At 34.2% G+C, this 12,668-nt stretch carries 11 protein-coding genes; 5 read left to right on the forward strand and 6 right to left on the reverse strand.

Annotated elements, in window-relative coordinates; all coding sequences use genetic code 11:
- Window positions 1–12: 12 nt before the first annotated feature.
- Entirely contained in the window at window positions 13–1,272 is a 1,260-nt protein-coding gene (gene capB, locus ABD859_RS13040) for a cysteate-C-fatty acyltransferase (protein WP_345144953.1), read from the reverse strand.
- A gap of 261 nt (window positions 1,273–1,533) precedes the next feature.
- On the opposite strand from capB, the gene nirK reads away from it, so the two are divergent.
- From nirK to ABD859_RS13055, 3 genes are read left to right on the forward strand one after another with little or no spacing between them, the layout of a single operon-like run.
- A complete protein-coding gene (gene nirK, locus ABD859_RS13045) occupies window positions 1,534–2,973 on the forward strand; it encodes a copper-containing nitrite reductase (protein ID WP_345144955.1) in 1,440 nt (479 codons plus the stop codon).
- Between the two features lie 15 nt (window positions 2,974–2,988).
- Entirely contained in the window at window positions 2,989–3,762 is a 774-nt protein-coding gene (locus ABD859_RS13050; protein ID WP_425554249.1) for a formylglycine-generating enzyme family protein, read from the forward strand.
- Window positions 3,763–3,780: 18 nt separating this feature from the next.
- On the forward strand, window positions 3,781–4,380 hold the full coding sequence (locus tag ABD859_RS13055; protein ID WP_425554250.1) for an SCO family protein: 600 nt from the start codon (window positions 3,781–3,783) through the stop codon (window positions 4,378–4,380).
- Window positions 4,381–4,655: 275 nt separating this feature from the next.
- On the opposite strand, the gene ABD859_RS13060 is transcribed toward ABD859_RS13055, so the two are convergent.
- The 5 genes from ABD859_RS13060 to ABD859_RS13080 form a co-directional block, all read right to left on the reverse strand.
- Window positions 4,656–5,882 carry a hypothetical protein gene (locus ABD859_RS13060; protein ID WP_345144957.1) on the reverse strand — a complete coding sequence of 409 codons (1,227 nt, stop codon included), beginning with the start codon at window positions 5,880–5,882 and terminating at the stop codon, window positions 4,656–4,658.
- 130 nt (window positions 5,883–6,012) lie between these two features.
- Entirely contained in the window at window positions 6,013–6,744 is a 732-nt protein-coding gene (ric, locus tag ABD859_RS13065; RefSeq protein ID WP_345144959.1) for an iron-sulfur cluster repair di-iron protein, read from the reverse strand.
- A 23-nt stretch (window positions 6,745–6,767) separates the two neighbouring features.
- Complete coding sequence (locus tag ABD859_RS13070; protein WP_345144961.1) at window positions 6,768–9,002, reverse strand: nitric-oxide reductase large subunit; 2,235 nt, start codon at window positions 9,000–9,002, stop codon at window positions 6,768–6,770.
- A 94-nt stretch (window positions 9,003–9,096) separates the two neighbouring features.
- Complete coding sequence (locus ABD859_RS13075) at window positions 9,097–9,624, reverse strand: plastocyanin/azurin family copper-binding protein (protein WP_345144963.1); 528 nt, start codon at window positions 9,622–9,624, stop codon at window positions 9,097–9,099.
- Between the two features lie 20 nt (window positions 9,625–9,644).
- Entirely contained in the window at window positions 9,645–10,094 is a 450-nt protein-coding gene (locus ABD859_RS13080) for an RrF2 family transcriptional regulator (protein ID WP_345144965.1), read from the reverse strand.
- A gap of 201 nt (window positions 10,095–10,295) precedes the next feature.
- On the opposite strand from ABD859_RS13080, the gene ABD859_RS13085 reads away from it, so the two are divergent.
- Together ABD859_RS13085 and ABD859_RS13090 are read left to right on the forward strand one after the other, a co-directional pair.
- Window positions 10,296–11,069: an NYN domain-containing protein gene (locus tag ABD859_RS13085; protein WP_345144967.1), complete on the forward strand. Its 774-nt coding sequence runs from the start codon at window positions 10,296–10,298 to the stop codon at window positions 11,067–11,069.
- 33 nt (window positions 11,070–11,102) lie between these two features.
- Window positions 11,103–12,617 carry an FMN-binding glutamate synthase family protein gene (locus tag ABD859_RS13090; RefSeq protein WP_345144969.1) on the forward strand — a complete coding sequence of 505 codons (1,515 nt, stop codon included), beginning with the start codon at window positions 11,103–11,105 and terminating at the stop codon, window positions 12,615–12,617.
- Window positions 12,618–12,668: the final 51 nt, after the last annotated feature.

Genomic DNA, 12,668 nt, shown 5'->3' on the forward strand with positions numbered 1-12,668 from the left:
TTTTATAAGTAATTACGAAACGTCTACAGTTGTACGCTCTGCAATTTCTTTATAAGTTCCGTTAACTAATTTCTCGCGGATTGCTTCAAATGCAGTTAACGTTTCGTTGATATCTTCTAATGTATGAGAAGCTGTAGGGATCATTCTTAATAAGATAATTCCTTTTGGAATAACCGGATAAACAACAATAGAAAGGAAAATACCGTAGTTTTCTCTTAAATCGTTTACCATTACCATTGCTTCAGGAATACTTCCTTCTAAGTAAACTGGTGTAATACAAGTATTTGTATCTCCAATATTAAATCCTTTTTCTTTAAGTCCACTTTGTAATGCATTTACATTTTCCCAAAGTTTATCTTTAATCGCAGAAGATTTACGTAATAATTCTAAACGTTTCAATGAACCAATTGTCTGAATCATTGGTAATGCTTTTGCAAACATCTGCGAACGTAAATTGTATTTTAAATAATCGATAACGGTTTTATCAGCTGCTACGAAAGCACCAATATTCGCCATAGATTTTGCAAAAGTTGAAAAATAAACATCAATATCAGCCTGAACTCCTTGCTCTTCTCCTGCTCCTGCTCCTGTTTTTCCTAAAGTACCAAAACCGTGTGCATCATCAACTAATAAACGGAAATTGTATTTTTGTTTTAATGCAACAATTTCTTTTAGTTTACCCTGCTGTCCGCGCATTCCAAAAACACCTTCGGTAATAAATAAAATACCTCCGCCTGTTTCTTCGGCCATTTTAGTAGCACGCTGCAGGTTTTTTTCCATACTTTCAAGATCATTGTGTTTGTAAGTAAAACGTTTACCCATATGCAAACGAACACCATCAATAATACAAGCATGAGAATCTACATCATAAACAATGATATCATTTTTAGTAACTAAAGCATCAATTATAGAAACCATTCCCTGGTAACCAAAATTTAGCAGATAAGCTGATTCTTTCATTACAAAAGAAGCCAGTTCATTTTCTAATTGCTCATGATAAGTAGTGTGTCCAGACATCATACGAGCTCCCATAGGATAAGCTGCACCAAACTGAATTGCCGCATCTGTATCTGCTTTACGAACTTCCGGATGATTAGCTAACCCTAAATAATCATTTAAACTCCAGTTTAGGATATTTTTTCCATGAAATTGCATTCTAGGACCCAACTCTCCTTCTAACTTTGGGAAAACATAATAGCCTTCTGCCTGAGAAGCCCATTTTCCTAAAGGTCCCTTATTGTCCTGAATTCTTTCGAATAAATCTTTTACCATAATATAGTGTAGTAATTTTTTTAACTTAATCAGCGAGCAAAAATAATCATTATTATTCTAAAATTCAGAGAGTGATTTATTTTTATTAAAAAATAATCAACATCTGTTTTTTAACAAGATCCTCTGCTTTGCTTTTTTGATTTTTTTAATATCAAACTTGCCATTTTTTTAAGCACAAAGTATGACTTTTATCATAATAAAAGACAAAACAGTCTTTTATTTTTGAAGAAAATTAAACTTAAAAATAAAAAACCAAAATTTATGAAAAACGAAAAAAAAATAAGGATTAAAGTATTGTTATACTTCCTTTTGGCTGTATTCACATTAACAGGCTGTAAAAAAGAAGAAGCAAAAAATTATGCTGATATTACAACTCAGGGAGAAATGGAAGCAGAACTAACATCTCCGCCGCATGTTCCAAAACCAATTGGAAACAGACCTGCCATGAAACTTAAGTTAAACATGGAAATCAAAGAACAGGAAGGTACAATGACTGATGGGGTAAAATACACTTACTGGACATTTGGAGGATCTGTGCCGGGTAGTTTTATTAGAACTCGTGTGGGTGATGAAGTAGAGTTTCACTTAAAAAACCATCCTGATAATAAATTACCTCATAATATTGATTTACATGCCGTAACAGGTCCGGGCGGAGGAGCAACCTCATCATTAGTAGCTCCGGGACATGAGAAAGTTTTTAGTTTTAAAGTGATTAATCCGGGATTGTATGTTTATCATTGTGCCACAGCACCTGTTGGAATGCATATCGCAAATGGTATGTATGGTTTAATTCTGGTTGAACCTGAGGGCGGACTTCCACCGGTTGATAAAGAATATTATGTAATGCAGGGTGATTTTTATACACAGGGAGAGTATGGAGCAAAAGGTCTTCAGCCATTTGACATGAACAAAGCCGTAAAAGAAACTCCTGATTATGTAGTATTTAATGGAAAAGTAGGCTCTCTTACAAACGGAAATGAACTTACAGCAAAAGTAGGCGAAACTGTTCGTTTGTTTGTTGGAAACGGAGGACCAAATCTTGTTTCTTCTTTCCACGTTATTGGAGAAATATTTGATAATGTTCATGTTGAAGGCGGAACTACTATTAATAAAAACGTACAGACTACTTTAATTCCTGCAGGCGGCGCTTCTATTGTAGATTTTAAAGTTGAGACTCCGGGAACTTTTATCTTAGTTGACCACTCTATTTTTAGAGCCTTTAACAAAGGAGCATTAGGAATGCTGAAAGTAGAAGGAAACGAAAATAAAAATATTTATTCTGGTACAATTCAGGAAGGTATTTATTTACCTGAAGGAGGAACAATTCAAAAAATACCGGGAGATGCAGCAGCTAAAACTGCGATTCCAAAACGTACAGTTGAAGAAAAAGTAAAAATTGGTAAACAAATTTTTGGAACAACTTGTTTTGCATGTCACCAATCTGAAGGGCAGGGAATTCCAAATACCTTCCCTCCTCTTGCAAAATCAGATTATTTAAATGCTGATTCTAAACGTGCCATTAAAACAATACTGCATGGCTTAACTGGAGAAGTAACTGTTAACGGCAAAAAATACAACAACATAATGCCGGCTCAAAATTTATCTGATGATGAAATCGCGAATGTCCTTACCTACATTTATAGCAGCTGGGGTAACAACAAAACAGAAATCACGCCGGAAATGGTTAAAGCATTAAGATAACGGCAAATATTCAATATGAAAATACACCTTTTCATTACTATTTTTCTGATGCTTTCAGGGTTTTCAAAAGCTCAGGAAAATGGAATGGTTCACATAAAAGAGGGATCTTTTGTCCCTCTTTATGGGGCCAGTTCCAAAAAACCTGTAATTGTAAAACATTTTTATATGGATGTTTATCCTGTTACAAATGCTGATTTTTTAAATTTTGTCAAAAAAAATCCAACATACAGCAAATCAAAAATAAAAGGAATTTTTGCAGACAAAAGCTACTTATCATACTGGACTGCAGATTATAGTTTTGGAAGTTCTAAACCTAAATCGCCCGTAACAAGTGTTTCATGGTTTGCTGCAAAAAAATACTGCGAATGTCAGGGAAAACGATTACCAACAATGGATGAATGGGAATATGCAGCTATGGCCGATGAAAAAAGAATTGATGCCAGAACCAAAAAAGAATTTAATGAATACATTTTATCCTGGTACGAAAAGTCAAAAACCTATGAAAATGAAATAGGGAAAACTTTTAAAAATTATTGGGGAGTTTATGATATGCATGGTTTAGTGTGGGAATGGACATCTGATTTTAACAGCATTTTTTTATCCGGAGAATCCAGAAAAGATAAAAGCAGCGATAAGAATTTATTCTGCGGAAGCGCTTCTGTAAATGCAACAGATTTAATGGATTATGCCGCTTTTATGAGATATGCTTTTAGAGGAAGTCTTAAAGCGCAGTACTCAACCCGCAATCTTGGTTTTAGATGTGCCAGTGATACTCAACCAAAACCCTAATTTTAAAATAACCTTAAAATGAAAAAAATACTATCTGCCTTTTTCATTCTCATGTTTGCTTTGCAAGGCTGTAAAGAATCTGACAAAAAAAATGATACGGCAAAACCCAATAAAGAAATTAGTGATTTATCTATTTACAACCTGCCATCGAAATGGACAACTCAAGACGGAAAAGATATTGAACTAAAAAGCCTTAACGGAAATGTTCTGGTTATGGTTATGATTTACACAAGTTGTAAAGCAGCGTGCCCAAGATTAGTAGCAGATATGAGAGATATTGAATCAAAACTGGATAAAAAAACAAAAAAGAATGTCAAATTAATTCTGGTAAGCATTGATCCAAAAACTGATACTCCGCAAAGACTGAAAAAATTTGCTATTGAAAATCAAATGAATCAGGAACCTTGGATTTTCCTCCGTTCTACAGAAGAAAATACTCGCGAATTTGCTGCCGTTCTGGCTGTTAATTACAAACAAATATCGCCTGTCGATTTTTCGCATTCTAATATTATAAGCGTTTTTAATCCTGCCGGAGAACTCGTATTTCAACAAGAAGGACTTGGCGTAAACAACGAAAAAACAATTGAAACCATAAATATGGAAGCTCAAAAAATATAAAGATTAAACATTTTGATTTAGGAGAAAAACAAGAGGAGATTTTTTAGGAATGGATCGACTCTTGTTTTTTGTTTATAAGAACAGCTTCGGAGAAGCGAAATATTTACAGAAGATTAAATCGGTTAAAATATGGCTCCAGCGGAGCTAAATATTTATAGAAAATTTAATCATTTATAAAAAGCTGCAACATAGAGGATATTTTAAGCGTCAGTAAATTATTTCTAATTTGATTATGTAATATTACAGCCCGCTCTGGGATTCTTTAATTTAATTTGTTATCTATTGCTTAAATTATGAGATTTAAAATTTATTATTGATAACATAATTAGAACCAGCCCCAAAACCAAAAAAATACTAAAGATCAAAATGTTCTGGTAGTAAAATGGAATTATTCCCTTTTCTAAAAATAAAAACCAGCCTTGCACAAACAATAAAATCTCTGTCAAAATATATCCTCCTATAAAACACTTCACTCCTATTTTTAAAATTGAAGAATCTGCCGAAAGTATTTTATTCTGAAGTAAAATTCCAAACAAAAACCCCGTTATAATTCCTAAAGTTGTTAAGTGAATAAACCCAATGACAAAATTTCTAATTTGATGCGAAACCTCAGCTATATTAGGAAAAATTGTCAATAACTGGATTCCTATTTTTAAACCCAGCGAAAATACAGCTAAGCAATAAACGAGTTTTGTTATTTTGTCTAAACTTGATGTAAAGCTATTAATTTGAGGTTTTAGCATTCTATAAAACGAAATAAAAGCCATCAGCTGCAATATAACTCCAAAAGCATTTATTACATTTAAAATGTCATTTTCTATAAACCAGCGTATAGGAAATGTCACTGTGAGCAAGGTTGATGTAATTAAAAGAAAGTAAAATTTCTTAAACTGTTTTTCTTCTATTTTCTGCTGAAATTGTTTTAAAAACAACGCCAGAATTGCCCATAAAAACCATCCGTTAAATTGAAAATGCAAAAAAAACTGAATTGCTATCTGATAAAAAGCACTTTGTTTCCCCAGAGTACTAACAGCGGGGCCTAAACACCAAACTCCAAAAGTGGACAAAATCATAAATAAAACAGAAACCAATAAAATTTTTTGTGAAGGCGATTTATCATTTAGACTATCTTTCCAGACCAATCTGCAAAAAACATAACTCAGCAGAATATGCATTGTCGAAAATATAATAGAAAAAAGAGCATAACCCTGAATAGGAAAAGCAATCATCATTCCTATTACCGAAAATTCTGTGAGCCAGAATAAACGATTGTATATAGGTTTTTGACTTTTTTCTTTTGGAATAAAAAAACGAACAATCAAAACATATACAATTAAATAAACCCAGCCCAGCATTGCTACGTGTGAATGTGCATGAAGCAGAAAACTGTAATTTATAAAATCTACAGGAAAAAGATATAACAGCCGCATTACCAATCCGAAAGTACAGGCAATCAGAAAATTAAAAAAACAGCAGATGATCCAGCTTTTTTGAGAATTCATAAAGTCTTTTTTTGAGTTAAACTCATTCATTAAAAGTAACAAATAACAAGCAGTCTATAAAAACAAAAAACACCGATAATACTCTGTTTAATTGATATATCGGTGTTCTTTTCACTATTAAAATTTATTTTTATTCTACTTCAACAAATTCTTTTTCTAAAAGAACTGCTTTTGGAAAAAGAATGTTATTTTCTAAATGAATGTGTTTGTGCAAATCTTCTTCAAACTCCTTAAGCATGGCAAAAGTTACTCTGTATGTCGTACATGCATCTGCCGGTGGTGTATAATTATCAGTTAAAGCAGCAATTTCTCTAAAACGATCACCTTCATTATCATGTTCATGCATCATCATCGCGATAGGATTTGAAACGCTTCCAAATGAAGGCTGCGATAAAATCCCATCAGATTCTTTTGTTTTTGTCATTCTTTTTACAAAAGGAAATAAGATTAATTCCTCTTTTTTCATGTGCTGCGATAATTCGCCCGCACATCCTGTAAACAATTCATTTATTCTGAATAATTCCGGATGATTTGCACCGTGAACTTTACATAACTTATCTAAAAAAGCCAGAAGTGTCTGTGTTTTTTCTTCTACATATCGGTGATGCGTTTTCTCGATATAGTCTGCAAGTAAATCCAAAGGCCATGAATTAAAATCGATTGAACCATTATTTTCTGAATGAATAACATCCTGAATATTCTGCAATAAGACATCGGCATCTATTTCCTGTTTTTCACATACTTCGGTTACAGTTCTGTTTCCTTTACAGCAAAAATCTATTCTATATTTAGAAAATACCGCCGCAGTTCTATAATCCTGAGCCACGAATGATCCTATTGTTTTGTTTTTTAAATTTTCCATGATAATTAATTTTAAACTTTTTTTTATTTTTTGTTTTTTAATGTCAGATCAAATACAAACCACGCCATTGTAATAAATCCAATCCCGAAAATCGAATCCCCAATCGCACGAAGCCATTTTAGCGTAATCATGGCCGGTTGCTGCATTAGTTCAGATGAACGTGCGTACCACATTCCATGGTCAATACTTTCAATTGCCTGCCAGACTCCAATAGGCAGTAAACTCAATACAGCCATTAGGAATAAACCAATATTAAGCGACCAAAAAGTAATTTTAAGCAGTTTGGTATTCCAGTTTACATTTCTGTATAAACTTCTTAAAACAAATAATACCAGTCCAATTCCCAACATTCCGTATACACCAAATAAAGCGGTATGTCCGTGGAGCGGTGTTGTATTTAAACCTTGTACATAATAAAGTGCAATTGGCGGATTAATAATAAACCCAAAGATTCCAGCTCCTAAGAAATTCCAAAATGCTACCGAAATCATAAAATAAATCGGCCATTTGTAATCAGCAATCCATTGTGTTGATTTTGAGATTTTATAGTTTTGGTACGCTTCAAACCCAATTAAAGTTAAAGGCACAACTTCAAGCGCGCTAAAAGTCGCTCCCAACGCCATAATTGCTGTTGGCGTTCCAGAGAAATACAAATGATGGAATGTTCCTAAAATTCCGCCCGACATAAATATAATAGTGGCAAATAATACATTTAGTGTCGCTGTTTTTGTTTTCAGCAATCCTAATCGAACAAATAAGAAAGCCATAACAACAGTTGCAAAAACCTCAAAGAAACCTTCTACCCAAAGATGCACTACCCACCATCTCCAGTACTCTGCAATCGCTAAATTGGTTTGTCTTCCCCATGCTAATCCAGCTCCGTAAAACATAGCAATTGCCGTACAAGAAATCAGAAATAGGATAATCAGGTTTTTCTCTTGTGTTTTTTTCTTTAAAATCGGGATTAAAGGGCGAATCATTAAAGCAAGCCATAAAAACAATCCAACTAAAAGGAAAATCTGCCAGAATCGCCCTAAATCTACATACTCATAACCCTGATGACCAAACCAGAAGTTTTGTACTAAATCTAATTTCTGCATTACACCAAACCATTGTCCGGCCATAGAACCTAAAACAATTATTAGCAGAGCAATGAATAAGAAGTTAATTCCAAAACACTGAAATTTAGGATCTTTTCCAGAAACTGCCGGAGCAATATACAATCCTGTTGCCAGCCATGCCGTTGCAATCCAGAAAATAGCCAGTTGTGTATGCCATGTACGGGTTACTGCATAAGGCAGAATTTGATCAATGGGAATTCCGTAAAGTCCGTTTCCTTCAACGCCATAGTGCGCAGTAATAATTCCAAATACCATTTGTAGAATCATTAACAAACTCACGATCCAAAAATATTTTACAACCAGTTTCATCGAAGGAGTTTTGCCCTGATTAATAATCGGATCTTCTTTAGGAAGCGGAAATTCTTCTTCCTCACCTGATTTTGCATGATAGAAAACTAAAATTCCAATACTTAAAATCAGCAGAATAATACTGACTCCAGACCAGGCTAAAAGCTCTTTGGTTGCTTTATTTCCAACCAATTCATCTGAAGGCCAGTTATGTGTATATGAAATATCCGAATCTGGTCTGTTTGTAACTGTTGCCCAGGTTGCCCAAAAGAAAAATGCATTCATTTTGTGCATTTTCGCTTCATCTTTAATCGAATTTTTAGGAATTGCATATTCTTCTCGCAGTTTATCAAACTTCGGATCGTTTGTAAAAAGTCCTTTATAATATTCACTTAAATTTTCAATCGCTGCTAAACGGTTTTCAGAAATGGTTAGAGTCCCTGTTTCTGGATCGTATCTATTAGTTCGCAGATCTTTTTGTAAACGAACTTTTAAAGCTGATTGATTTTCAAGATCTAAATCTTCAAACTTTTTATTAAAATCTTTTTTAGCATAAAGATCGAGTATAAAAAGGGCTTCTCTGTGCAGCCAATCTGCGGTCCAGTCTGGGGCAACGTAGGCACCGTGTCCCCAGATAGATCCAACTTCCTGGCCTCCTATACTCTGCCAGATATTCTGCCCGTCTTTAATTTCAGTCTCAGAAAAAACCACTTTTCCTGAATCGGTTATAATCTCATTAGGAACGGGCGGTGCCTGCTGATAGATTTCGTAACCGTAATAGCCCAGCACTGCAAATGATATGCTCATAACCAATGCAAAAACAATCCATAATTTTTTTTCTCTTTTCATTTCCTTGGGGGAATTTCAATAAAAGACATTTTTGTCTTTTATTAGTTTTAAAAAAAACTCCAAATCTTTGGTAGAGATTTAGAGTTTTGGTTATTTACTCAACAATTAATACACCTTTCATCATGGCAACATGACCAGGGAAAGAGCAGATAAATGGGTAATTTCCTTTTTTATCAATTGTAAATTCGATTGTATCTTCTTCACCTCCGCCTAATAATTTAGTATGAGCAATAATTACAGCATTTTCAGATTCCGGAATATAATCTGTTGCTTTTGCATCATTAGCTTTTAAAGCAAAAGCAGATAAATCAGTTCCCGGCTGCAAGATTACTAAGTTATGTCCCATTGCTTCTTTAGGAATTTTACCAACGTGTTTTAATGTCAATTTAATTGGTTTTCCGGCAACAGCTTTTAATTCATTTACATTAAACTGCATTTGGTCATTTCCTTCAAGTACTAAAACATTTTCTTCAGCTGCTGCTGTTGCCGGAGCTTGTTCTCCTTCTCCAGATGGTTCAGTAGTTTCTGTTTGATCAGCAGGAGCTGTTTCTTTTTTCCCGCATGATGTTATCGTTAAAAATCCCATTAGGATCAATAGTGAAATTTTGGTTTTTGTATTCATTTTTAATATTTATTTATTTGTTAATCTTTCATATTTAATGTTTTTAGAAAAAAATCACCAGATTTTACATCAGATGCTAATTGTTCTAAAGTTGTTTTGGTAAGCATTTCTAAAAGTAAACCCCGAATTTTTTTAAACTCGTTGTGAACCGGACACGGATGCTGTTCAGAACATTCTTTAAGTCCTATACCACAGCCGCTGTATATTTTGTTTCCGTCTATTGCATCTACAATTTGAATTAATTTTATTGATTTTGATGCTTCAGGTGAAACTTCAAATCCTCCTCCTACTCCTTTTGCTGAATGAATAATGCCGCTTTTAGTCAGAATCTGCATAATTTTGGCGGTAAAAGGTTCCGGAGAATCAATTTCTTTGGCAACATCTTTTATTCCAACCCTGATTCCTTTTGAAGATTTGGCTGCAATAAAAATAGAGGCCCTGATACCATACTCACACGCTTTTGAAAACATACATTCGTTAATTAATTCTGTACAAATGTATAAAAGTTTACAATAAAAGACAAAATTATCTTTAATTAATTTTATTGAAGAAAAACCTTATTTATAATCAAACTAATTAGTGTCAATATAAACACTTATTCGCCTTTCAATTCTTATAAAAACCAATTTTAATTTTAACTTTGAGAGTATTTAATTTTTAATATCATAATAATGCCTTTAAGCAATTCAAAAGATTTAAAACTGGCTGTTCTTATTGATGCAGATAACGTGCCCTACAGTAATGTAAAAGGCATGATGGAAGAAATAGCCAAATTGGGAACTCCAACCACAAAGCGTATTTATGCTGACTGGACAAAACCCAATGCAAACGGATGGAAAGGTGTTTTGTTAGAACATGCTATTACTCCTATTCAGCAATATAGTTATACCGTTGGAAAAAACTCATCCGATTCTGCTTTGATAATTGATGCCATGGATTTGTTGTATTCTGGCAAATTAGATGGTTTTTGTATTGTTTCCAGCGACAGCGATTTTACACGATTAGCCGTTAGACTGCGCGAATCCGGAATGAAAGTAATTGGAATTGGCGAAAAGAAAACCCCAAGCTCTTTTATTGTAGCCTGCGACCGATTTATTTACATCGAAGTTTTGGATGGTGCCACTCAAAAGAAAAAACCAAAAGCTGTCGATACTAAAAAACCAATTGAAAAGCCTGCTGAAAAAGCACTTCACAAAGTCGACAAACAAACTATTGAACTTATTGAATCTACAATTGAAGATATAGAAGATGATGACGGATGGGCATTTCTGGGCGATGTAGGAAACCTTATTGTAAAGAAAAAACCGGAATTTGACCCAAGAAATTACGGCTATTCGAAACTTACCCCCATGCTGAAATCACTGACAGATATTCTGGAAATCGACGAAAGAGAATCAGATAAAAAAGGCATTAAACATGTTTATGTCCGATTACGATTCAACTAATTAATTTATTACCCTTTATTATTATTTAAAAACATGAGAAAGAAATTCTTTATTTACGGATTCTTATTGTTTCTAATTGTTGCTGCAATTTACTATTATACCGGACGCGGTTATTTACTTGTTTTTGTTATTCCAATTCTATTAATTATTGGGGCTTACAATGCTTCTCAAAAAAAACATGCTATTCTAAGAAACTTTCCTGTTCTGGGATATTTCAGATACTTATTTGAAATGATTGCTCCCGAAATTCAGCAGTACTTTATTGAAAGATCTACAGACGGAAAACCTTTTTCCAGAAATCAACGCTCGCTGGTATATCAAAGGGCAAAAAATATTGATTCGAGCACCCCTTTTGGAACGCAGCAAAATCTAAATACGGAAAGTTACGAGGGTATAAAACATTCTATTTTTCCAGCAAAAGTAAACGAAGAATTACCTAGAGTGATAGTGGGCGGGAAAGACTGCAGACAGCCTTATTCTGCTTCTTTATTTAATGTTTCAGCTATGAGTTTTGGTTCTTTAAGTGAACATGCGGTTCGTGCCATAAACATTGGTGCAAAAAAAGGAAATTTTTATCAAAATACAGGTGAAGGCGGTTTAACAGATTATCATCTTGAAGGCGGAGGCGATATTACCTGGCAGATAGGAACTGGTTATTTTGGATGCAGGGATGCAGAAGGAAATTTCAGCCCTGAAAAATTTTCAGAAAAAGCCAATCTTCCAAATGTAAAAATGATCGAGATTAAGCTTTCGCAAGGTGCAAAACCAGGTCACGGAGGTGTGCTTCCGGCAGCTAAAAATACAGAACAGATTGCCAAAATTAGAGGTGTTGTACCTCATACTATGATTCTTTCTCCTCCGGGACATACTGCTTTTTCAGATTCAAAAGGATTAATTCATTTTATTAAACAGCTAAGAGAATTATCAAACGGAAAACCAATCGGATTTAAATTATGTATTGGTAATACAGCTGAATTTGAAGCGATATGCCAGGAAATGATTGCCGAAGACACATATCCTGATTTTATTACGGTTGATGGTGCAGAAGGCGGAACAGGCGCTGCGCCTTTAGAATTTGCTGATGGCGTGGGAATGCCTTTTGAGCCGGCTTTAATATTTGTAAACAAAACTTTAGCGGGGCTGAACATTCGAGATAAAATACGCATTATTGGAAGCGGAAAAATCATTTCAGGATATTCAATTCTGCATGCCGTGGCTTTAGGTGCAGATATGTGTAACAGTGCACGAGGCTTTATGTTCTCTTTAGGATGCATTCAGGCATTACGCTGTCATAATAACGAATGTCCAACGGGAGTTGCTACTCAAAATAAAATGCTGATGAAAGGTTTGGTTGTAACTGATAAATCAGAACGTGTGTATCATTTTCATAAAAATACGCTTCATGCGGCAAACGAACTTTTGGCTGCAGCTGGAAAAACTTCTTTTGCAGATGTCGACATTAATATTTTTATGCGAGGCGACGAATTTACAAATCTATCAGAATTGTATTTTCCTGATAACCTTACGAACGTTACAAAAAGAAACTAAAAAGAAAAGCCTCTTTGAATTTACAAAGAGGCTTTTCTTTTATATTTAAAA

This window comes from Flavobacterium ginsengiterrae (assembly GCF_039539785.1).
Lineage (GTDB): Bacteria > Bacteroidota > Bacteroidia > Flavobacteriales > Flavobacteriaceae > Flavobacterium > Flavobacterium ginsengiterrae.